The sequence below is a fragment of the Ancylobacter defluvii genome (genome assembly GCF_018390605.1).
Lineage (GTDB): Bacteria > Pseudomonadota > Alphaproteobacteria > Rhizobiales > Xanthobacteraceae > Ancylobacter > Ancylobacter defluvii.
Map to the genome: position 1 here is coordinate 82900 of NZ_JAHBGD010000002.1, position 23146 is coordinate 106045.

Genomic DNA, 23146 nt, shown 5'->3' on the forward strand with positions numbered 1-23146 from the left:
AACTCAAACACGAAGCGAACCAAGGCCGATTGCCAATCGAGATGACAACTATGACGCGACCAATTCCCAACGTTCTCTCCCATCTTCACTTTTGCGCAACAGCAGAACGGCTGTTGGATTTTTTATTGTTCATAATAACAGATGAAGAGATGAAAACAGGGTTGCTGCGACGAATGATCGGCCTTCCGTCCAATTCGAACGCAATATCATAGAGACTGAACAAATGATAATCACGTGCCGAAAAATAATTGAAGAAGGCAGCGAAAGGTACCCACTTCCGGTTCGTGATGTTCATAGAACACCCGACCTGTACGATGTCGATCTTCTGTTGATCCCACATTGAACTGAAGCCCTCGACCACGTGAAAGTCGAAGCCTTCCGTGCCGATCTTGAGAAGCGACACCCGGTCGATTTTCTCGCGCTGGCAGAACTCGTCACCAGTCACCAGCTCGATGACGTCGGTTCCCTGGGTCTTGGCCGGCGACAGGTTGAGGATGGTGTTCTGCTTGTCGTTCAGCTGCGCATGACCGGACTTCGAGCCTAGCGCGACATTGAGGACGCGCGCGCGCGCGACCCCAGCTTGCTTTTTCTCGATTTTGGCGAAACTGGAACCGGAGAGCTCGAACCCGATCACCCGCGCACTTGTCAGGTGCAGGAAGCGGGACAATGATGTCCCGAGATTCGCACCGGTTTCGACGATGGTTTCCAGCTTCAGATTGGGGAGATGGGTCGCAATATCGTTCAAAATCTGGACTGATCCGCCCGCCTCGACATCGTGTGCGACGCGATGTCTATCGTCAGCTTTCAGCATGCGCCTCGTCTCCCAAACCCGACTCGTACGGAACCGCAACCTCGCAGTCTCTCGGCCATTTGAGACACCCTAAAGCACAAGTGCAAGCGCAGTACCAGAATCCATGCTACTCTATCATCAGAGTTTTTCGATATCCGACCTTTGAGCGTTCGTGACTGCCGCCGCCGGAGCCGGAGCACCCTGCCATTCGGCCGAGTGCCCAGCGCAGCCACAACCATTTCGGCCCGGCACGGTAAGTGCCAAGATACCTTCCCGTTAAGACATTGAGAGAAGAACGGATGAAGTGGATGACTTTCTTGAAATGTCCACTCGTCTCCATTTGGTCCCTTATGTTACCTGAACATCAGTTCTCCTCGACGTCAAGCGCATCGGGCTGAGCAGAGGAACAGGCAAAACACTCGGAAAATAATACCTCATTTTTCGCCATTATTCCGCATTCTTTTCTGTCAAATGTCTCCGGCGCGGGGAAGCGCCGTGCGCTGGATCTCCTTTGTAGTGGTATTGGATTAGATATTCATGCTGGAATCCGGACGTTTTCGTCACTTCACGTGCCTGGCCGCCGTGCTGGTCGTCGTCTGCACGCTTCTCGGCGAGCTGGGTGCCGCCCAGGCCCAGTCCTGCGAAAATCCTCCGCCCTTGCCGTCGGTCATCGACGTGCGGCGTCCCGACGCGGCAGCGCGCCCAGGCTCAGAGGAATTCGACAAGGAGCTGTCGGAGTATCGGGACAGCATCCGCGACGTCCGGCGATTCCTGTCTTTCGTGGCGCAGGCTTCCGATGCGGCCATCGCCGCCTCGAACGGTTCCGGCGTCGACTGCCTCGGCCAGGCCTTCGAGCGGGAACGGCGCGACCGCCGGCTGCTCAGAAAGACCGACGCGATGCAATCGGGCTATGAGCAGCATTGGGCGCTCGCCGGCATGTCGCTGGCCGCGTTCAAGCTGCAGCGCGCCGGAAAACCACTGCCCGCCCCGGCCCTCGCATGGCTGGTCGACATCGCGCACCAGGTGATGGCGTTTCACGACCAGCATGGCCAATTGAACAATCACGTCCTCTGGGCGGCGCTTGGCGTCGGCACCACCGGCTATCTCAGCGGCCAGGCCGATCTGGTGCAATGGGCCAACACCAAAGTGGGTCTTTCGCTGGCCACCGCCCTGCCCGACGGCACGCTGCCGCGGGAAATGAGCCGCGGCGCCAAGGCCTCGCACTACCACTTCTTCGCGGCGCAGCCGGTCATGCTCTATGGCGATATCCGTGCGTGCTTCGGCGACCCGATGCCCGCGCAGGAACAGGCGATCGTGACCAAGCTCGACGGCGTCCTGCGCCACATCCTGGCCGACCCGCAATGGCTCGCCGCCCACGCCGGTGCGCGGCAGGCAGATGTCGGCAACACTATCTGGCTCGACGCGCTGGAAACCGGAAAGGTGCCGGCGAGCCTACAGAACGGCAAGGGGTCGAGCCGCCTTGGCGGTCGCCTGTCCACTCTCGTCGCCGCATTGAGCTGCGCGCGGTAGTGCGGCTCACAGAAATCAGCGCGGCTCGCTCTCCACCCAACGGCGCTTCGATTCGGCCAGATGCACGCGCATCAGCGCTTCGGCAAGCGGGCCGTCGCGCGCTTCCAGTGCCGCCAGGATCGCCTCATGCTCGGCCAATGCCGAGCGCCAGTTCGCCGGTGTGTCGAAATGCGCGCGAAACTGCGAGGACATCGGGCTGTGCCGCTCGTCGAACAGCTCGGCGACCAGTCGAACGATGACGCTGTTTCCGGTCTGGCCGGCAATGGCGAGATGGAACTGCCGGTCGTGATCGAGCGGCTTGCGCCCCTCCTCAATATCCGACCGCATGGCGTCCAGAGCGAGGCGCAGCGCCTGCAGCATGATCGGCGTCACGCGGGTGGCGGCCAGTGCGGCGACCGCGCTCTCCACCGTCGCGCGCGCCTCCATGAGCTCCACCGGGCTCTCGCCGGTCGCCGCCGGGGTCAGAGCGCGGCGCTCCCCCGCACCAATCACATAGATGCCCGAGCCCATGCGAATCTCGACCGTGCCGTCGATCTCGAGCGCGATCAGCGCCTCGCGCAGCGAGGGGCGCGACACGCCGAGCTGCTGGGCGAGATCACGCTCCGCCGGCAGACGGCTACCAGCCGAGAAATGCCCGCTCTGGATCAGCCCGCGGATCTGATCGGCCACCTGCTGGTAGAGTCGGCGCTCGGCGGTGCGAATGATGTTCATGGACAAGCCTCGTTTGGCCTTACCATAGGAGCCGCGGCCGGCAGGGGCAAGCAAGAGCCTTCCAGTCAATAACCAACTGTTTCGAAACATAATTTCGATCTGGCCTGACCAAATCTTCTCAATACGGCAAAAATTGGCTTGACCAGTTACGGCAAAATGCCACCATAGATCGGTAACCGGCCAACGAGCCGACAAGACCTGCTGCAAGCGGGCATTACGTCGCGATCGCGACATGGGAGGACGCCATGGGGTACGGCCAGACCGCCGGCGAACAGCCGCGGGCGCCGCAGAGTGCTGCGCAGGGCGAGCCGTTGCTCGCGCTGGAGAACATCACCAAGGAATTTCCCGGCGTCAAAGCGCTGCAGGGCGTCAGCTTCAACCTGCGGCGCCACGAAGTGCACGCGGTTTGCGGTGAGAACGGCGCCGGTAAGTCGACGCTGATGAAGATCATCAGCGGCGTGTTCCCGCCGACCTCCGGGCGCATCGTCTACAAGGGCCAGCCGCGACAGTTCGCCTCGCCACTGGAGGCCGAGGCGGTCGGCATCGCCATCATCCACCAGGAACTCAACCTGGTGCCGCACCTCTCGGTAGCGGAGAACATCTACCTCGCCCGCGAGCCCCGTCGCGGCTTCCTGATCGACCGCCGCAAGCTGCGTGCCGATGCCAAGGCCTGCCTCGACCGGCTTGGCGTCGCCGTCGACCCGGACCGGCTGGTGCGCGAGCTCTCGGTCGCCCAGTGCCAGATGGTCGAGATCGCCAAGGCGCTGTCGCTCAACGCCGAAGTGCTGATCATGGACGAGCCGACCTCCTCGCTCACCGAGCAGGAAACGCGGCTTCTGTTCAAGGTCATTCACGACCTCAAGGCCGCCGGCGTCGGCATCATCTACATCTCGCACCGGCTCGACGAGATGGCGGAGATCGTCGATCGCGTCACCGTGCTGCGCGACGGGCGCTATGTCGCCACCGACGATTTCGCCATGACCTCGGTCGACGAGATCGTCGCCCGCATGGTCGGCCGGTCGCTGGAGGAGAAATTTCCCGAGCGCACCTCCCGCCCGACCAGCGACGTTATCCTCGCGGTGCGGGGGCTCACCCGCAACGGCGTGTTCTCCGACATTGATTTCGAGCTGCGGCGGGGCGAGATCCTCGGCTTTGCCGGGCTGATGGGCGCCGGCCGCACCGAGGTCGCCCGCGCCATCTTCGGCGCCGACGCCATCGACGCCGGCACCGTGACGCTGGAAGGCCGGCAACTGGTTATCCGCTCGCCCCGCGACGCCATCGCCGCCGGCCTCGCCTATCTCTCCGAGGACCGCAAGGCGCAGGGGCTGGCGGTGAAAATGCCGGTCGACGCCAATATGACGCTCGCCAACATGGACGAGGTGTCGAACCGCTTCGGCCTGATCGACTTTGCCAAGCATGCCAAGGCCGCCAGGGAATATATCGACCTGCTCAGCATCAAGACGCCGTCGATCAAGCAGCCGGTCCGTCTGCTCTCCGGCGGCAACCAGCAGAAGATCATCATCGGCAAGTGGCTGTTCCGCAAGTCGCGGGTACTGTTCTTCGACGAACCGACCCGCGGCATCGATGTCGGCGCCAAGTTCGCCATCTACAAGATCATGGACGAGCTGGCCGCCGAGGGCATCGGCGTGGTGCTGATCTCGTCGGAATTGCCGGAGATTCTCGGCATGACCGACCGCGTCTGCGTTTTCCATCACGGCCGCATCACCGGTGTCCTGGAGACCGCCCGCACCAGCCAGGAAGAAATCATGCATTACGCATCCGGCTATGGACGGCCGGACAGCCGCCATTGACGGAGCCGAGAATGACCATGACCGTCACCACCCCGCCCGCCAAGTCGCCCGCTCGGTCTGGCGGCCGCCTGTCCGACCGGCAGAAGGACCTGCTGCAGAAATTCGCCGCCCTCGGCAGCCTCCTGGTGCTGATCGTGGTGTTCTCGCTGACCAGCAGCGCCTTCTTCACCGTCAATAACGGCATGACCATCGCCTTGCAGGTGACCTCCATCGCCCTGCTCGGCATCGGCGCCACCTGCGTGATCATCACCGGCGGCATCGATCTTTCGGTCGGCTCGGTGCTGGCGCTGGCCGGCGTGGTGGCGGCGCTAGCGGTGAAGGAGCTCGGCATGCCGGTGCCGATTGCCATGATGATCGGCATCCTCACCGGCTCGCTGTGCGGCGTTATAAACGGCGTGCTGGTGACCAAGATGCGGCTGCCGCCCTTCATCGCCACTCTCGGCATGATGCTGATCGCCCGCGGCGTCGCGCTGCAGATCACCGGCGCCCGGGCGGTGTCGGGCCTCGGCGAATCCTTTGGCGAACTCGGCAACGGCGCCTTGTTCCGCGTCGTCACCATCGGCGATGACGGCTTCCCGAACGTGGCGTTCCCCGGCATCCCCTACCCGGTGATCCTCATGGTGGTGATCGCGCTCGCCGTCGCGCTGATGCTCAACCGCTCGGTGCTCGGCCGCCACATCTATGCGGTGGGCTCCAACGCCGAGGCGGCGCGGCTCTCCGGCGTCAACGTCTCCGGCGTCACCTGCTTCACCTACATCCTGTCCGGCAGCCTCGCCGGCCTCACCGGCTGCGTGCTGATGAGCCGCCTCGTCACCGCCCAGCCGAACGAAGGCGTGATGTACGAGCTCGACGCCATCGCCTCGGCGGTGATCGGCGGCACCTCGCTGATCGGCGGCGTCGGCACGATCTCGGGAACGTTCATCGGCTCCTTCGTGATCGGCATCCTGCGCAACGGGCTGAACATGAACGGCGTCTCCGCCTTCACCCAGCAGATCATCATCGGCCTGGTGATCCTGCTCACGGTGTGGATCGACCAGCTTCGCAACCGCCGCTGACGGCGGCGCCCTCGCCTCTCCAACCGCCCGGCAACCGGAAAACCGGCGCCGATCCCTGACGAACGCCTGAATCTGGAGGAAACCATGAAGAAGCTCGTCTCCGCCCTGCTTGCCTCGGCAGTGCTCATCGGCGCCGCCGCCACGGCGCAGACCGCCGCCCATGCAGGCGAAATCGCCGTCATCGTCAAGACGGTAAACTCCACCTTCTGGCAGAACGTGCAGAAGGGCGCCGACGCCGCGCTGAAGGAAGCCGGCGGCAAGAACACCCTCACCTTCCAGGGCCCGGCCTCGGAATCCGCCATCGCCGATCAGGTGAACATGGTGGAGAACGCGGTGAACCGCGGCGTGTCGGGCATCGTGCTCGCCCCCTCCGATCCCGACGCGCTGGTGCCGGCGGTGAAGAAGGCATGGGAGGCCCGCATCCCGGTGGTGATCATCGACAGCCAGCTCGCCAAGGGCGCCGAGCAGTACTACCAGTCCTTCCTCGCCACCGATAACCGCAAGGCCGGCGAGCTGGCCGCGAAGGCGCTGATCGAGAAGACCGGCACCGAGGGCAAGATCGCGGTGATGAGCTATGTCGCCGGCGCCGGCTCGGAAATCGGGCGCGTGGGCGGCTTTACCGACTACATAAAGGCCAATTCGAAGCTCCAGATCGTCGGACCGTTCTACTCGCAGTCGCAGATGGCGACGGCGCTGAACCAGACCACCGACGTGCTGGCCGCCAATGCCGACCTGAAGGGCATCTTCGGCGCCAACGAGCCGACCGCGATCGGCATGGCCCGCGCCATCAAGCAGGCCGGCAAGTCCGGCAAGCTGGTCGCCGTCGGCTTCGACGGCAACCAGGACCTGCAGGAATTCGTCAAGGACGGCACCCTCACCGCCATCGTGGTGCAGGGCTCGTTCCAGATGGGCGATCTCGGCGTGAAGACCGTCTCCAAGCTGATCGACAAGCAGAAGGTCGACAAGTTCGTCGACACCGGCGCCGTCGTGGTGACGAAGGCGAATATCGAGCAGCCGGACGCCAAGAACGTCCTCTACTGATTGCCTCCCGCCTGCGGGGCGCGGGGGAATCCTGCGTCCCGCCCTTTCCGAACGGATACGGATCATCATGAAGGCCGGCGCTACCCGCATTCACGCCCGCACCCAGGTCGCCGTCACCGCGATGGGCCTCGGCTGCGCGCAGATGGGCAACCTCTACCGCGTCACCAGCTACGCGGAATCCGCCGGCGCCTTCCGGGCGTCGTGGGAGGCGGGCATCCGCTATTTCGATACCGCGCCCTTCTACGGCTTCACCCGCTCCGAGCGCCGCCTCGGCACCATGCTCACCGACCTGCCGCGCGACAGCTACGCCGTCTCGACCAAGGTCGGGCGGGTGATGACGCCGGACCCGACCGTCGGCGCGATGGAAGACGGCTATGCCGAGCCGCTGCCGTTCCGCCCGGTGTTCGACTACTCCCATGACGGCATCATGCGCTCCTTCGAGGCCAGCCAGCAGCGGCTCGGCCTGCTCACGCCCGACATCCTGTATGTGCATGACATTGGCCGCCTCACCCATGGCGACCGGCACGAGCACTACTGGAGCCAGCTGACTGGTGGCGGCTTCCGCGCCCTCACGAGCCTGCGCGAGCAGGGCGCCATCAAGGCGTTCGGCCTTGGCGTCAACGAGTTCGAGGTGATCGAGGAGGCGCTCACGGTCGCCGACATCGATATCTGCATGTTGGCCGGCCGCTACACGCTGCTGGAGCAGCAGAGCCTCGGCTTCATGGACGAGTGCGCCCGGCGCGGCGTCGGCATCGTCGCCGCCGGCGTGTTCAATTCCGGCATTCTCGCCGGCAGCAACAAGTTCAACTATGGCGACGCGCCGGCCGAGATCGTCGCCCGCGTCGAGGCGCTGCGCGCCGCCTGCGCCGACGAAGGCGTGACGCTTCAGGCGGCGGCGCTGCAATTCCCGCTCGCCCACCCCGCTACGCTCACCGTGGTGTCCGGCGCCCGCAACGCCGAGCAGATCACCGCCAATATCGGCTGGTTCGAGGAGACGATCCCGGCTTCGTTCTGGAGCCGGCTGAAGGAGCGCGGGCTGATCGCCGACAGCGCTGCGGTCCCGGCGTGAGGCCCCCGATGCGGATAGACGCCCACCAGCACTTCTGGCGCATCGCCGACCGGGCTGGCCAATGGCCGCCAGCCGAGCTCGCGCCGATCCATCGCGACTTCGGACCGGAGGACCTTGAACCACTGCTCACCGCCAATGGTTTCGATGGCACGGTGCTCGTGCAGACCATGGAGCGGGAGGCGGACACCGCCTACATGCTCGGGCTCGCTGCCCGGCACGACTTCATCAAGGCGGTGGTCGGCTGGACCGATCTCAAGGCGGCGGACGCGGCGGACGCCGTCGCGCGGCTCGCCGCCGATCCGAAGCTGAAGGGCATCCGCCCGATGCTGCAGGACATCGCCGAGAATGACTGGATCGATGATCCCGCGCTCGACCCGGCGATCGGGGCGATGATCGCCCATGATCTCGCCCTCGACGCTCTGGTGCTGCCGCGCCATCTCCGCCCGCTCCTGGCCTTCGCCACCCGCCACCCGCAGCTTCGGATCGTCATCGATCACGGCGCCAAGCCGCCGATCGCCTCGGGCACCATCACCGCCTGGCGTCAGGCCATGGCACGGCTGGTGGCGCTGCCGAATGTCTGGTGCAAGCTTTCCGGCCTGCTGACCGAGGCCGGCGGGCGCGGGCCGGCGGCAGTGCGCCCCTATGCCGAGACGCTGCTGGAACTGTTCGGTCCCGAGCGGCTGATCTTCGGCAGCGACTGGCCGGTGCTGCGACTGGCCGGCGACTATGTCAGCTGGGTGGAGCAGTGCCAGACCTTCGTGCCGAGCGAGCACCACGACGCGGTGTTCGGCGGCAATGCCATCACCTTCTACCGGCTCGCCGGCGCCACCTCGGCGTCGGTCGCGGCCTGAGCGGAGAACCCGATGCAAGGCGAGCCAATGCAACGCATGGGCATGATGATCGGGCTCGAGCCCGACATGGTCGACACCTACAAGCAGCTGCACGCCGCCGTATGGCCGGAGGTGCTGGAGCTGATCAGCCGCTGCAACATCCGCAACTACACCATCTTCCTGCGCGAGCCGGAGAACATCCTGTTCGGCACCTGGGAGTATCACGGCAGCGATTTCGCGGCCGACATGGCCCGAATGGCCGCCGACCCGAAGAACCAGGAGTGGTGGCAGCTGACCATTCCCTGCCAGCGCCCGCTCGCCACCCGCAAGGACGGCGAATGGTGGGCGATGGCGGAAGAAGTCTTCCACCTCGATTGACCGATAGCGAACAACGGAGAAGTGGCCATGGCCAATCTTGAGGGCAAGACCGTCCTCGTCACCGCCAGCGGGCAGGGCATCGGCCGGGCGAGCGCCCTCGCCTATCTCGCCGCCGGCGCCAGGGTGTATGCGACGGATATCAACGAGGCGCTGCTCGCCGAGCTGCCGGCCTCGGACCGGCTGATCACCGCCAAGCTGAACGTGCTCGACGACAAGGCGGTGGCGGATTTCGTCGCCGACATCGGCGCGGTCGACATACTGTTCAACTGCGCCGGCGTGGTGCATCCCGGCAGCATCCTGGAGATGAAGGACGGCGATCTCGACTTCGCGGTCGACCTCAACATCAAGTCGATGGTGCGCACCATCCGCGCCGTGCTGCCCGGCATGCTGGAGCGCCGCGAGGGCGCCATCATCAACATGGCCTCCGTCGCCTCGTCCATCAAAGGCGTGCCGAACCGCTTCGCCTACAGCGTCACCAAGGCGGCGGTGATCGGCCTGACCAAATCGGTCGCCGCCGACTATGTCGCGCACAACATCCGCTGCAACGCCATCTGCCCCGGCACGGTGGAGAGCCCCTCGCTGCAGGACCGGCTGCGCGCCCAGGGCGACTACGAGCAGACCCGCGCCGCCTTCATCGCCCGCCAGCCGATCGGCCGCATCGGCACGCCGGAGGAGATCGCCGATCTCGCCGTCTATCTCGCCGGCGCCACCTACACCACCGGCCAGGCCATCGCCATCGATGGCGGCTGGTCGCTCTGAGCCACGCACGGAAGGGATAGTTCCATGAAATTCGTGCGTTACGGCGAGGCGGGCCAGGAAAAGCCGGGCCTGATCGATTCCGAGGGCCGCATCCGCGACCTCTCGGCCCATGTACCGGACATCGCCGGCGCGACGCTGGACCCTGCCGCCCTCGCCAAGCTGTCCGGTCTCGATGCCACCGCGCTGCCGCTGGTCGCCGAGGGCACCCGCCTCGGCCCCTGTGTCGCCGGTGTCGGCAAGTTCATCTGCATCGGCCTGAACTTCTCCGACCACGCGGCGGAATCCGGCATGGAAATGCCGCCCGAGCCGGTGGTGTTCATGAAGGCGACCTCGGCGATCGCCGGGCCCTATGACAACGTGCCGATCCCGCGCGGCTCCACCAAGACCGACTGGGAGGTCGAGCTTGCCGTGGTCATCGGCAGGAGCGCGAAATACGTCTCGCAGGACGAGGCGATGGACTATGTCGCCGGCTATTGCGTCTGCCACGACGTCTCCGAGCGGGAGTTCCAGCTCGAACGCGTCGGGCAGTGGACCAAGGGCAAGTCCTGCGACGGCTTCGGCCCGATCGGCCCGTGGCTGGCGACCAAGCAAGCCATTCCCGACCCGCACAATCTCGGCATGTGGCTGAAGGTGAACGGCGCGACCATGCAGAACGGCTCGACCAAGACCATGGTCTACGGCGTCGCCTATCTGGTCTCCTATCTCAGCCAGTTCATGTCGCTGCATCCCGGCGACATCATCTCGACCGGCACGCCGCCCGGCGTCGGCCTCGGCTTCAAGCCGCCGCGCTATCTCAAGGCCGGCGATGTCGTCGAACTCGGCATTGAGGGCCTTGGCTCGCAGAAGCAGACCTTCGTTCCCGACCTCTGATCCTCGCTCCACCGATCCTGCCGGAGGCTCCGCCATGGCGAAAATCACCGATATGCGCATCGTCGACCTGCGCTTTCCCACCTCGCTGTCGCTCGACGGTTCGGATGCGATGAATCCGGACCCGGATTATTCCGCTGCCTATGTCATCCTGGAAACCGATGTTCCCGGCCTCGAAGGCCACGGGCTGACCTTCACCATCGGCCGTGGCAACGATATTTGCTGCATGGCGATCTCCGCCATGCGCCATCTCGTGGTCGGCACCGAGCTCGACACGGTGCGCGCGGCGCCCGGCAAGTTCTGGCGCCACCTCACCAGCGACAGCCAGCTGCGCTGGATCGGCCCGGAGAAGGGGGCGATGCACCTTGCGACCGGCGCGGTGGTCAATGCCTTCTGGGACCTGCTCGCCAAGCAGGCCGGCAAGCCGGTGTGGCGCCTGGTGGCCGACATGTCGCCGGAGGAGATCGCCGACATCGTCGACTATCGCTACCTCACCGACGTGCTCGACCGCGACGACGCCCTCGCCATCCTGCGGCAGGCCGAAAGCGGCAAGGCGGCGCGCATCGCCACCCTCGAAGCCGAGGGCTATGCCTGCTACACCACCTCGGCCGGCTGGCTCGGCTATGACGACGCCAAACTGCGGCGCCTGTGCCAGGAAGCCATCGATGCCGGCTTCAACCATGTGAAGATGAAGGTCGGGCGCGACCTCCAAGACGACATCCGGCGCCTCACCATCGCCCGCGAGGTGATCGGGCCGGACCGCTATTTGATGATCGACGCCAATCAGGTGTGGGAGGTGGACGAGGCCATCGACTGGGTGAAGCAGCTCTCCTTCGCCAATCCCTTCTTCATCGAGGAGCCGACCAGCCCGGACGATGTCGCCGGCCACCGCAAGATCCGCGAGGCCATCGCCCCGGTGAAGGTCGCTACCGGCGAGATGTGCCAGAACCGCATCATGTTCAAGCAGTTCATCGCCGAAGGCGCCATCGACGTGGTGCAGATCGACAGTTGTCGCATGGGCGGGCTCAACGAGGTGCTGGCGGTGCTGCTGGTGGCGGCGAAGTTCGGCCTGCCGGTGTGGCCGCATGCCGGCGGCGTCGGCCTGTGCGAATATGTGCAGCATTTGTCGATGATCGACTATATCGCCGTGTCCGGCACCAAGGACGGGCGGGTGATCGAGTATGTCGACCATCTGCACGAGCACTTCCTCGATCCCTGCGTGATCGAGAACGCCGCCTATATGCCGCCCCAGCGGCCGGGCTTCTCCATCGAGATGAAGCCGGAAACGCTGGAGGCCTTCGCCTATGCGCCGGTGGTGGAAGCCGCGCCGCTGGCTCGCACGGCCTGAGGTGCGCGCTTCCCTCCCTCTCCCCCATCGGGGAGAAGGCAAGCCGAGCAGAGACGACGGCCATGTTGGGGGCAGGACGTTAGGCTCCGGCGGTCAGCCCTCGCGCTTGGCCCGGCGGGCGGCACGGCCCTCCCGCCCCTCGACCAATGCGGTGATCATGCCGTGCAGCGTAGCCAGATCCTGCCGGGTCAGGCCGACGCGATGGAAGATGTTGCGGATGTTGCGGGTGGTGGAAGGCTGCTTCTCCGGCGAGCGAAAGAATTCGGCGGATTCCAGCTCCTGCTCGACATGATCGAAGAAGGCGAACAGGTCGGCCTTGTCGGCGAGCGGCGAGCGCTCCGGCGGCTGGAACGGCAGTGCGCCGCCGGAGGCGAGCTTGTACCATTCATAGCCGACGATCGCGACGGCAGTGCCGAGATTGAGCGAGGCGAAGGCCGGGTTCACCGGCAAGGTGAGGATGGCGTCGGCAAGCGACACCTCCTCGGTATAGAGGCCGGTGCGCTCGCGCCCGAACAGCAGGCCGACATCCTCATTCGCAGCGAGGCGGCCGGCGAGTTCGGCGGCCATGGCATCGGCGCCCATCACCGGCTTAGCCATGCCGCGCTCGCGCGCCGTGGTGGCGGCGATGAACTTCAGGTCCGACACCGCCGAGCGCACATCCGGGAACACCGTCGCCTGCTCCAGGATGCGGTCGGCGCCCGAGGCGAAGGTCACCGCCTTCGGATTCGGCCACCCCTCGCGCGGATTGACCAGCCGCAGCCGCGACAGGCCGAAATTGCCCATGGCGCGCGCCGCCGCGCCGACGTTCTCGCCGAGCTGCGGCTCGACGAGGATCACCACCGGCCCGCCCTCGTGCCAGGGCTTGGTGCTGTCGGTTCCCGCGCCGGGCATCAGCGGGCCTCCCTCGAAAGCGGAAGGGGGCGGATGGCGGGCGTGATGATGCAAAGAAGCTCGGACATGCGCTCCTCCTAGAGCATGTCCGAGCAAATTTGAACGGGCTTGGCGCCCGTCAGGCCCGCTCCGGGACGTCTATTCCAAGGATCTCACGGCCGCGGCGGCAGGCGGCTCACCGTCACGTCGTTTGGCCCGCCGGTCTTGTTGCGGATGAGCCCCCACACCACGCCGCGCTCGGCAGGATCGAAGGCGAAGCCCTGCCCGCCGATCTCGATCGGAATGGTCTCGATCCACTGCATGACCGATCCCATCTCCGGCGGGGCGACGACATAGAGCTCGGCATTGTCGTGGCCGGTAATATAGAGCCGCCCGTCCGGCCCGAAGGCGCCGCCGGAATTGCTCATGTCCTGGAAGCGCGCCACCAGCGCATCGGGATAGACCCACGCCTCGGCAATGCTCCAATCGGGATTGAAGCGCACGATCTGGGTGTTGAACTTGTTGCCATAGGCGAGCGGGCTCTTGTCGAACACCCGGTTGTAATTGGCGAAGGCGCCCCACCAGCGGCCCTGCTGGTCGCGGTCAAGCCAGGTGAACGAGCCGCGCTCGATGCCGAAGCTATGGGTTTCCAGATGCTTCAGCGTCTCGGCGTCCCACACCTCCACCGAGCTCACCATCGGCCAGTCCGGATAGTTGGAATGGGCGGTGTAGAGCTTGCCGTCGCGCACCACGCCGCTGTCGAGATGCAGGATCGGCCCACCCTTCGGCCCCTCCCACTTGGCGACCTGCTTGCCGGTCTCCTTGTCGAACTTGGCAATGGTCCGGTTGTCGATCGCATAGAAGGAGCGCTCGGCGACGGCGACGGCCTGACGGGCCTCCGGCACCTGCAGGCGCCGGATCGTCTCGGCCGCCGGCCGTTGCTCCTGGGCAAGCGCGGGCACCGCGAGGGCGGCAGCCAGCAGCGCACCGGCAACGACTGTCCGGCGCCTCGTGGTGAAAACGGATCGATTGAACATGGACGTCTCCCATGGCGGCTTCGCGTACGCGACCGCCAAGCCTGTGTGACGTCCGCCGCCTAGCAGCGGCACATGAACCTCAGGCGACAATCCCCTGCCCGGTTACCGACGACTTGCCAGAAAGTCGGTGTCCGAACGGCTTTCGTTTGACCCAAGGTCGCGGTATCACGCTCGCACCGGCGCCTGCCGCGCGGACTGGCGCCGAGGCCCCATTACGAAGCTGCTTCCGCGCGAGGTAGAACCCATGGCGAAGATCAAAGTCGCGAATCCCGTCGTCGAACTCGACGGCGACGAGATGACCCGCATCATCTGGCAGTACATCAAAGACAAGCTGATCCACCCCTATCTCGACATCGACCTGGAATATTACGATCTCGGCGTCGAGAACCGCGACCGCACCGAGGATCAGGTGACGATCGATGCGGCGGAGGCGATCAAGCGGGTCGGCGTCGGCGTGAAGTGCGCGACCATCACCCCCGATGTCGGCCGGGTGAAGGAATACAACCTCAAGAAGATGTGGCGGTCGCCCAACGGCACCATCCGCAACATTCTCGGCGGCGTGATCTTCCGCGAGCCGATCATCTGCAAGAACGTGCCGCGCCTCGTTCCCGGCTGGACCCAGCCGATCATCGTCGGCCGCCATGCCTTCGGCGACCAGTACCGCGCCACCGACTTCGTGGTCCCCGGCAAGGGCACGCTGACGGTCAAGTTCGTCGGCGAAGACGGCACCACCATCGAGCACGAGGTCTACAAGTTCCCGGGCTCGGGCGTCGCCATGGCCATGTACAACATCGACGAATCGATCGTCGAATTCGCTCGCGCCTCGCTGAATTACGGCCTGATGCGCAACTATCCGGTGTACCTCTCCACCAAGGACACCATCCTGAAGCAGTATGACGGCCGCTTCCGCAAGATCTTCCAGGACATCTACGAGGCCGAGTTCAAGGCCGAGTTCGAGAAGCGGAAGATCTGGTACGAGCACCGCCTGATCGACGACATGGTCGCCTCGGCGCTCAAGTGGTCCGGCGGTTATGTCTGGGCCTGCAAGAACTACGATGGCGACGTGCAGTCCGACATCGTGGCGCAGGGCTTTGGCTCGCTCGGCCTGATGACCTCGGTGCTGATGACGCCGGACGGCAAGACGGTGGAAGCCGAGGCGGCCCACGGCACGGTGACCCGCCACTATCGCGAGCACCAGAAGGGCAAGGAGACCTCGACCAATTCCATCGCCTCGATCTTCGCCTGGACGCGCGGTCTCGCCCATCGCGCCAAGCTCGACGACAATGCCGAGCTCGCCACCTTTGCCGCCACGCTGGAGAAGGTATGCGTCGACACCGTCGAGGCTGGCGACATGACCAAGGACCTCGCCTTGCTGATCGGGCCGGACCAGAAGTGGCTCTCCACCACCGGTTTCCTCGACAAGATTTCCGATAATCTGCGCAAAGCCCTGGCTTGACGCAGATATTCATACAGCGGGGTGGGGGTCTCTCCCATCTCGCACGTTCCTGCCCCGCTCAAGCCGCAGGCGAACGCCGCCACCGAGCCACAGAGACCCGAGCGGCGGCACGGGTAGAAAACTGCTCCACAGATGTGGAGGGATCAAAGCCGGAAACGCTTACCAAGCGTTCAAACCGGCGCGCTCCAAGCCACATCCCGAGAGACCTCAGTCCCTCTCGTCTTTCTCCGGCACTTCACCGGCGGCGATATCGCTGCGCCGGCCGACAGCGTGCGGACCATCCTCGTCCTTAGCCATGCTGCGGATACGTTGGCCGATGTCCGGGTGATGACGAATAACCTCGGCCAGATCCTCGGCATCGAGCGCCAGCAGCATGCAGCGTCGCCGGGCACGGGCGGTGGCGGCGCGGCGGGCATTGTGCAGCAGCGCCATTTCGCCGAAGAACTGCCCGGTGCCGAGCACCGCCGTCTCGTCGCCGAATTCCAGCTCCACCTCGCCCGAAGCGATGAAATACATCGAGCGGGCCGGCTCGCCGCGCCGGGCGATGATCTCCCCCGGCTGCGCCGTGTGTGCGGACAGCGCCTTATGAATCTCGCCAATGGCGGCGGCGTCGAGATCGGCGAACAGGGGCACGCGTGCCACCATGCCCCAGGTGATCACGAAATCCCGCCGCTTGATGACGTCGACGAAGGCGGTGGCGATGATACCGACCGGCAGCGCGATCATGATGATGCCGGTGAGCATGGTAAGCCCCGCTATCATGCGCCCGGCTGGCGTGATGGGATAAACGTCGCCATAACCGACCGTCGTTACCGTCGACATGGCCCACCACATCGCCTGGGGGATCGACCCCATATGGTCCGGCTGGACGCTGCCCTCGGCGACATACATCGCCGAGGCGGCGATGAGAACCGCCGCCACCAACAGCCACAGGCAGGCGAGCAGCGATTGCCGCTCCGAGCGCAGCACTTCGAAAAGAGATTGCATGCCAGATGAATAGCGGGCGAGCTTCACAAATCTCATCAAGCGCAGGATCGCCAGCGTGCGCAGATTGACGCCCCACAATGCTGAAAGGACGAAGGGCAGCCACGCCGCCAGGTCGACCAGTGCCGGCAGGGAGCGTGCATAGCGCAGGCGGGCCGTGCGATGGCGCAGGCCGCGATAGCGGGGGTCCTCCGGCGCGATCCATAGCCGCAGCCCGTACTCCGCCGCGAAAGCTATCAGGGAAAAGGTCTCGAAGCCGTGCAACAGCACGGTGTCGCGTAACAACAGGCTCGGCACGGTTTCCAGCACCGCCGCGACCACATTGGCCAGCACTAGGCCGATCAGCGCTGCATTGACCCAGCGACCTATCCGATCCTCCGAGGCGTTCCCTTCCAGCACCTCGTAAAGCCGACGCCGCAAGCCGCGGCGCCCGGCGCTCGACAACCAGCCGCCATGCTGCCCGCGGGATGCCATGATGTCAGGTCCACTCCCCGAGAGACTGTTTGAACCACCGCGCCGAGGCGGTGGGCACCCGTCAGCCGGCGAGCGCCGCCTCGATGGCCTCCAGCGCCGCCGACGCATTGGCCCCGTCCGGTCCGCCGGCCTGCGCCATGTCGGCCCGGCCGCCGCCGCCCTTGCCGCCCAGCGCCTCGGCGCCCCGGCGCACCAGGGCCACCGCGTCGTAGCGATCGGTCAGATCCGGCGTCACCCCGACCACCAACCCGGCGCGCCCTTCCTCGGTGACAGCGACGATCGCCACGATGCCGGAGCCGAGCCGCTTCTTGCCTTCGTCGGCGAGGCTCTTGAGATCCTTGAGATCGATGCCGGAGACCTGCCTGGCCAGCAGCTTGACGGAGCCGACCGTGCGGGCCGGCTCCTCGGCCGCCTCGCCGCCCCCCATCGCCAGGCGACGGCGCGCCTCGGCAAGCTCGCGCTCCAGCTTGCGCCGCTCCTCGACAAGCTGGGCGACACGCGCCTCGACCTCGCCGACCGGCGCCTTCAGCACCGCCGCCGTGGCCTGCAGCGCCTTGCCCTGCGCATCGAGATGGTGGCGCGCCGCATCCGCGGTCATCGCCTCGAGGCGCCGCACGCCCGCGCCAACCGCGCTCTCACCCAGCACGGTGACAAGGCCGACATCGCCGGTGCGGCCGACATGGATGCCGCCACACAATTCGATCGAATAGGGCGCGCCATTGCCGGGATCGGTCCCCATCGAGACCACCCGCACCTCATCGCCGTATTTTTCGCCGAACAGCGCGCGGGCGCCGGAGGCGATCGCATCGTCGACCGCCATCAGCCGCGTCTCGACCGGCTCGTTGCGCAGGATCACCGCATTGGCGATGTCGGAGACCTCCGCGATCTCCGCTTCGCTCATTGGCTTGGGATGGCTGAAGTCGAAACGCAGGCGATCCGGCCCCACCATCGAGCCCTTCTGCGCGACATGGTCGCCGAGCACCCGCCGCAGCGCCTCATGGAGCAGATGAGTCGCCGAATGGTTGGCGCGAATGGCGCGGCGGCGGGCGTGATCGACCTCCAGCGCCAGCGCCATGCCGAGCGTCAGCGTACCGCTCTCCACCTCCACCTCATGGACGAACACGTCGCCAAGCTTCTTCTGCGTGTCGAGCACCCGCGCCTTCACGCCGCCCTCGCCGGTGAGGAGGCCGGTATCGCCGAGCTGTCCGCCGGATTCGCCGTAGAACGGCGTCTGGTTGAGAACCAAAAGGCCGCGCCCGCCGGCACCGATTTCCGAGACCTCGATGCCATCGGCCAGCAAGGCGACGACCGATCCTTCAGCGATCTCGGTGCCATAGCCGAGAAATTCGGTAGCCCCCACCTTCTCGCGGATGCCGAACCAGACGGCATCGGTCGCCGCCTCGCCCGAACCCGACCACGAGGCCCGTGCGTCGGCCCGCTGGCGCTCCATGGCGGTGTCGAACGCCGCCGTATCGACGCTTATGCCGCGGGCGCGCAGCGCGTCCTCGGTCAGGTCGAGCGGAAAGCCAAAGGTGTCGTAAAGCTTGAAGGCGGTCTCGCCGGAGAACTTGGCACCGTCGCCCAGTCCCTCGCTCTCCGCCTCCAGGATCGACAGGCCACGTTCCAGCGTCTTGCGGAAGCGTGTCTCCTCGAGGCGCAGGGTTTCGGTGACCAGCGCCTCGGCGCGCACGATCTCGGGATAGGCGCGCCCCATCTCGCGCACCAGCACCGGCACCAGCCGATGCATCAGCGGATCGCGGGCACCAAGCAGCTGGGCATGGCGCATCGCCCGGCGCATGATGCGGCGCAGAACATAGCCACGCCCCTCATTCGAGGGCAGCACGCCATCGGCTACCAGGAAGGTCGAGGCGCGCAAATGATCGGCGATGACCCGATGGCTCGCCTTCTGCGGACCGTCGGCGGTGACGTCCGTGAGATCCTCGACCGCGCCGGTCAGCGCGCGCATCAGGTCGATCTCATAATTGTCATGCGTGCCCTGCAGCACCGCCGAGATGCGCTCCAGCCCCATGCCGGTATCGATCGAGGGCCGTGGCAGGTTGATCCGCTCGCCGCCCGGCAGTTGCTCGAACTGCATGAAGACGAGGTTCCAGATCTCGATGAAGCGGTCGCCATCCGCATCCGCCGAGCCGGGCGGACCGCCCGCAATGTGCGAACCGTGGTCGTAGAATATCTCGGAACAGGGACCGCAGGGGCCGGTATCGCCCATCTGCCAGAAATTGTCCGAGGTCGGGATGCGGATGATCTTGCTGTCCGGCAGGCCGGCAATCTTCTTCCACAGGTCGAACGCCTCGTCGTCCTCGTGGTACACCGTCACCAGCAGCTTCTCGACGGGGAGCTCGAACTCGCGGGTGATCAGGTTCCAGGCGAACTCGATGGCATTCTCCTTGAAGTAATCGCCGAAGGAGAAATTGCCGAGCATCTCGAAGAAGGTATGGTGCCGGGCGGTGTAGCCGACATTATCGAGATCGTTGTGCTTGCCGCCGGCACGCACGCATTTCTGCGACGTCGCCGCCCGCGAATAGGGCCGCTTCTCCATCCCGGTGAAGACGTTCTTGAACTGCACCATTCCGGCATTGGTGAACATCAATGTCGGGTCGTTGCGCGGTACGAGCGGCGACGAGTCCACTACCTGATGACCGTTCTTCGCGAAATAATCGAGGAAGGCCGACCTGATCTCGTTGACGCCGCTCATCGAACACTGCCTGTAGAAAATAGACCACCGGCAGTTCCGCCGGCCCGCGCCGGAACAGCGCGAGCCCCGGTTCTAACGACGCCGCAATAGCTTGTCCAGAAAGGCCGCGCGCCAAGCCCGCCTTGTCAACGACCAGGCCGTCATCTACCGGGAAGGCAGACGACCACCCGATGCGCGAAACCGCCCCGACCGTCTTCAGATGGACACCCTCAGGCGTCGGCGTCGTCCTCGCTCTCCGGTTCGCCGGCAAGGATCTGCTCGGCGATAAGCCCGGCATTCTGCCGGATGGTCGCCTCGATACGGCCAGCGGCATCCGGATTCTGGCGCAGGAAGTTCTTGGCGTTCTCGCGCCCCTGCCCGAGCCGCTGACTGTCATAGGAGAACCAGGCACCGGACTTCTCGACGACCCCCGCCTTTATGCCAAGGTCGATGAGCTCGCCCATCTTCGAGACGCCCTCGCCATACATGATGTCGAACTCGACCTGCTTGAAAGGCGGAGCGAGCTTGTTCTTCACCACTTTCACGCGGGTCTGGTTGCCGACCACCTCCTCGCGCTCCTTGATGGAGCCGATGCGGCGAATGTCGAGGCGAACCGAGGCATAGAACTTCAGCGCGTTGCCGCCCGTGGTGGTCTCCGGGCTGCCATACATCACGCCGATCTTCATGCGGATCTGGTTGATGAAGATCACCATGGTATTTGAACGGCTGATCGAGCCGGTGAGCTTGCGCAACGCCTGGCTCATCAACCGTGCCTGCATGCCCGGCTGGTTGTCTCCCATCTCGCCGTCGAGCTCGGCCCGCGGCGTCAGCGCCGCCACCGAATCCACCACCAGCACGTCGACCGCCCCCGAACGCACCAGCGTATCGGCAATCTCCAGCGCCTGCTCGCCGGCATCGGGCTGGGAGATCAGCAGATTATCGAGATCAACCCCGAGCTTGCGGGCATAGATGGGGTCGAGCGCATGCTCGGCATCGATGAAGGCGCAGACGCCACCCTTCTTCTGCGCCTCGGCGATGGTATGGAGCGCCAGCGTGGTCTTGCCGGACGATTCCGGCCCGAAGATCTCGACCACGCGCCCGCGCGGCAGGCCACCGATGCCGAGCGCGATATCGAGCCCCAGCGATCCAGTGGAGACCGTTTCGACCTCCATGATCTTGTCGTTTTTGCCGAGCCGCATGATCGAGCCTTTGCCGAAATGCCGCTCAATCTGTGAAAGCGCCGCGTCCAGCGCCTTGGCCTTGTCCATGGAAGATCCTTCGACGAGTCGCAACGTAGATTGAGTCATTGCCGGGCTCCGTGTCGCAAGCAAGCATTTTGCTGTGATTTCGCGAACGTACTCTGTTTGTTCCGTGTTCGCAATATGTTCTCGAGCCGCGCCGGGATCGCCGAATTGCACCGTTTAAACCTCGCGGAAGCCCATCGCTTCGCGCAGCCGTGCCGCCGCGGCGCGACCGATGATGAGCGGATCGGCCATACCGAGCAACGTCAGCCGAACCTCGTCGCGCGAACGGGTGTCCACGCGCCGGAGGCGGTCACGGTTGATGATGATCGACCGCCCGATGCGGAAGAACGGCGGCGACGGCAGCATGGCCTGGAACTGCCCCACGCTGCCCAGCACCATCAGCGACGGCTGTTGCGCAAGGAAAAAATGGCTGAAATCGCCTTCCGCCCGCACCGCCACGATGTCCGCCGGCGCGGCAAAGACGACCCTGCTGGAGGAGCGGAGTTCCATTGTGGTGCCGACCTTCGTCGTTTCCGCCTCCAGCAGGCGTTCAACCCGATCGATCGCGGCGTCGAGCCGTTCCGGCGTCACCGGCTTCAAAAGGTAGTCGACGGCATCGACCGCGAAAGCCTCGACCGCATATTCGGCATAGGCCGTCACGAAGATCACTTTCGGCGCGTTGGCCATGGCCGCCAGCAGTTCGAAGCCGTCGCCGCCATTCAGCCTGATGTCGAGAAAGATCAGATCCGGGCGGGCGCGACCGATCACCTCCAGGGTTTCGCTGACGCTTTCCGCCTCGCCGACGATCTCGATCCGCGGACGCGCGGCGAGCAGGCGGCGCATGGCACGGCGCGCCAGCGGCTCGTCATCGGCGATCACAACACGGAGCACGGCTCACCTTCCAGCAGCAAGGTTGCAATCACATGCGCATCATCGGGGCGGCCGTCAGGGTTCTCGGCCTGTTGGATCGCGAAGCTGTGGCGATCGGGATAATGCACGTCGAGCCGCCGCCTCACATTCTGGAGACCCAGTCCATGATCGGGCCGCCGCTTGGGGTTTTCAACGAGGTGGCCGGTATTCTCGATCTCGATCTTCAGCGCCTCGCCGAGGACGCCGATGCGGATGTCGACATCGAGCCGAGCGGCACGGTCGCCATGCTCGAAGGCATTCTCCACCAGCGGCTGCAACAGCAGATTGACAATGGACCGCTCGGCCGCCATCGGATCGACCTTGAGACTGGATCGTACCCGGGCGCCGAACCGCGACTGCTGGATGCGCAGATAGGCGGAGAGCCCCTCCACCTCCGACGCCACCGTCACCACCGGCGACCTTATCCCCGCCAGAAGATGCCGCAGATGCTGGGTGAGATCGCGGATCATGGCGAGTGCCGCCTCGGGATGCTCGGGAACCTCCTCGGCGACCCCATTGAGCGCGTTGAAAAGGAAGTGCGGGTCGAGCTGGAGCTGCAACTGCCGGATCTCGGCCCGCAACGCATCCATCTGCGCCTCGACCGCATGCTGACGCTCGCGTTGCCTGTCGAGTTCGGCTCCGATCCAGAAATACAGGATGCTCCAGGCGATGAACGCCAGCGTGTAATGGCTGAACGGCATGACCAGTTCCTGCAGCGGCAGCCAGTCCGGGATAGTCCAGCCCACCGCTATCCGCACCGTAGCGAGAATGCCCACCGCTATAGCCGCCGCCCCGCCGGAAAATCCAAGCACGATCCCGACCTTGGCCAGGGTCAGACGGGTATCGGGACAGATCCGGTCATAGATCCGGCGCAGCGCCACCGACAGCAGCAGAAGCAGCGGATAGCTGATCGCGGTCAGCACGAGAGCGGCGATGATATTTCGGTAGATGAGCTGACGGTCGACAAGGTCCACCAGCGCGAACAGCCCCCATCCGATCACCTGACCGCGCCAGACCGGCGACCATGAGGACCAGCGGGACGCCAGGCCGGCGCAGAGGCGCCACAGCCTCACCGGCACGCTCGACCTGCCAGGCGCTGCCGAGGCGGCCGGACATGCTCCGCGTCGCAGGGATGACGAACGGCAAGATGGCGCATCACTTCCTCGAACCGGGAGCCGCGAAGCATGATGGAAAGGGTCGTCGGCAGCGGGCAAGCCCGCACTATGCCACGATCATCGATTTTTCTGCCGTGCTCGTCGAGTGGCCGCACGCCGACCGCTGACCTTGTCGT

The 23146-nt window shown here is 65.3% G+C and carries 21 protein-coding genes; 12 read left to right on the forward strand and 9 right to left on the reverse strand.

Features of this window, described 5'->3' with window-relative positions:
- Positions 1-85: 85 nt before the first annotated feature.
- Positions 86-811, reverse strand: a complete 726-nt coding sequence (locus tag KHC24_RS00395; protein WP_213358474.1) for an FkbM family methyltransferase — start codon at positions 809-811, stop codon at positions 86-88.
- 516 nt (positions 812-1327) lie between these two features.
- Between KHC24_RS00395 and KHC24_RS00400 the strand changes: the two genes are divergently transcribed.
- Entirely contained in the window at positions 1328-2320 is a 993-nt protein-coding gene (locus KHC24_RS00400) for an alginate lyase family protein (RefSeq protein WP_213358475.1), read from the forward strand.
- 15 nt (positions 2321-2335) lie between these two features.
- On the opposite strand, the gene KHC24_RS00405 is transcribed toward KHC24_RS00400, so the two are convergent.
- The gene (locus tag KHC24_RS00405) at positions 2336-3031 is read right to left on the reverse strand and encodes a FadR/GntR family transcriptional regulator (RefSeq protein ID WP_213358476.1); all 696 of its coding nucleotides are present in this window, start codon (positions 3029-3031) and stop codon (positions 2336-2338) included.
- Positions 3032-3276: 245 nt separating this feature from the next.
- Here KHC24_RS00405 and KHC24_RS00410 point away from each other — a divergent pair, with 245 nt between their 5' ends.
- From KHC24_RS00410 to KHC24_RS00450, 9 genes are all read left to right on the forward strand, one after another.
- On the forward strand, positions 3277-4842 hold the full coding sequence (locus tag KHC24_RS00410) for a sugar ABC transporter ATP-binding protein (protein WP_213358477.1): 1566 nt from the start codon (positions 3277-3279) through the stop codon (positions 4840-4842).
- An 11-nt stretch (positions 4843-4853) separates the two neighbouring features.
- Positions 4854-5897, forward strand: a complete 1044-nt coding sequence (locus KHC24_RS00415) for an ABC transporter permease (RefSeq protein ID WP_213358478.1) — start codon at positions 4854-4856, stop codon at positions 5895-5897.
- A gap of 84 nt (positions 5898-5981) precedes the next feature.
- Complete coding sequence (locus KHC24_RS00420; RefSeq protein WP_213358479.1) at positions 5982-6938, forward strand: ABC transporter substrate-binding protein; 957 nt, start codon at positions 5982-5984, stop codon at positions 6936-6938.
- A 67-nt stretch (positions 6939-7005) separates the two neighbouring features.
- Positions 7006-8007: an aldo/keto reductase gene (locus tag KHC24_RS00425; RefSeq protein WP_213358480.1), complete on the forward strand. Its 1002-nt coding sequence runs from the start codon at positions 7006-7008 to the stop codon at positions 8005-8007.
- An 8-nt stretch (positions 8008-8015) separates the two neighbouring features.
- Entirely contained in the window at positions 8016-8858 is an 843-nt protein-coding gene (locus KHC24_RS00430) for an amidohydrolase family protein (protein ID WP_213358481.1), read from the forward strand.
- Between the two features lie 27 nt (positions 8859-8885).
- Complete coding sequence (locus KHC24_RS00435; protein ID WP_213358834.1) at positions 8886-9215, forward strand: L-rhamnose mutarotase; 330 nt, start codon at positions 8886-8888, stop codon at positions 9213-9215.
- Between the two features lie 27 nt (positions 9216-9242).
- Entirely contained in the window at positions 9243-9974 is a 732-nt protein-coding gene (locus KHC24_RS00440; RefSeq protein WP_213358482.1) for an SDR family oxidoreductase, read from the forward strand.
- A gap of 24 nt (positions 9975-9998) precedes the next feature.
- Complete coding sequence (locus tag KHC24_RS00445) at positions 9999-10844, forward strand: fumarylacetoacetate hydrolase family protein (RefSeq protein ID WP_213358483.1); 846 nt, start codon at positions 9999-10001, stop codon at positions 10842-10844.
- 34 nt (positions 10845-10878) lie between these two features.
- Positions 10879-12189 carry an L-fuconate dehydratase gene (locus KHC24_RS00450; RefSeq protein WP_213358484.1) on the forward strand — a complete coding sequence of 437 codons (1311 nt, stop codon included), beginning with the start codon at positions 10879-10881 and terminating at the stop codon, positions 12187-12189.
- A 93-nt stretch (positions 12190-12282) separates the two neighbouring features.
- Here KHC24_RS00450 and KHC24_RS00455 read toward each other — a convergent pair whose 3' ends face one another.
- Positions 12283-13080 carry an RNA methyltransferase gene (locus KHC24_RS00455; RefSeq protein ID WP_213358485.1) on the reverse strand — a complete coding sequence of 266 codons (798 nt, stop codon included), beginning with the start codon at positions 13078-13080 and terminating at the stop codon, positions 12283-12285.
- A 152-nt stretch (positions 13081-13232) separates the two neighbouring features.
- Entirely contained in the window at positions 13233-14096 is an 864-nt protein-coding gene (locus KHC24_RS00460) for an NHL repeat-containing protein (protein WP_246545956.1), read from the reverse strand.
- 244 nt (positions 14097-14340) lie between these two features.
- Between KHC24_RS00460 and KHC24_RS00465 the strand changes: the two genes are divergently transcribed.
- On the forward strand, positions 14341-15552 hold the full coding sequence (locus KHC24_RS00465; RefSeq protein WP_213358486.1) for an NADP-dependent isocitrate dehydrogenase: 1212 nt from the start codon (positions 14341-14343) through the stop codon (positions 15550-15552).
- Positions 15553-15759: 207 nt separating this feature from the next.
- Here the strand turns inward: KHC24_RS00465 and KHC24_RS00470 are convergent, their stop codons facing one another.
- The 5 genes from KHC24_RS00470 to KHC24_RS00490 form a co-directional block, all read right to left on the reverse strand.
- Positions 15760-17010, reverse strand: a complete 1251-nt coding sequence (locus tag KHC24_RS00470) for a cyclic nucleotide-gated ion channel (RefSeq protein WP_213358487.1) — start codon at positions 17008-17010, stop codon at positions 15760-15762.
- 61 nt (positions 17011-17071) lie between these two features.
- Positions 17072-19723 (reverse strand): alanine--tRNA ligase, encoded by a 2652-nt coding sequence (gene alaS / locus KHC24_RS00475; protein ID WP_213358488.1) that lies wholly within the window; start codon positions 19721-19723, stop codon positions 17072-17074.
- A 209-nt stretch (positions 19724-19932) separates the two neighbouring features.
- Entirely contained in the window at positions 19933-21009 is a 1077-nt protein-coding gene (recA, locus tag KHC24_RS00480; RefSeq protein WP_213358489.1) for a recombinase RecA, read from the reverse strand.
- Between the two features lie 114 nt (positions 21010-21123).
- The gene (locus tag KHC24_RS00485; RefSeq protein WP_271180575.1) at positions 21124-21825 is read right to left on the reverse strand and encodes a LytR/AlgR family response regulator transcription factor; all 702 of its coding nucleotides are present in this window, start codon (positions 21823-21825) and stop codon (positions 21124-21126) included.
- Positions 21822-22928 (reverse strand): sensor histidine kinase, encoded by a 1107-nt coding sequence (locus KHC24_RS00490; RefSeq protein ID WP_213358491.1) that lies wholly within the window; start codon positions 22926-22928, stop codon positions 21822-21824. Before KHC24_RS00490 ends, KHC24_RS00485 begins: the two co-directional genes overlap by 4 nt.
- Positions 22929-22969: 41 nt before the next feature.
- Here KHC24_RS00490 and KHC24_RS00495 point away from each other — a divergent pair, with 41 nt between their 5' ends.
- Entirely contained in the window at positions 22970-23137 is a 168-nt protein-coding gene (locus KHC24_RS00495; protein WP_213358492.1) for a hypothetical protein, read from the forward strand.
- Positions 23138-23146 lie beyond the last annotated feature (9 nt).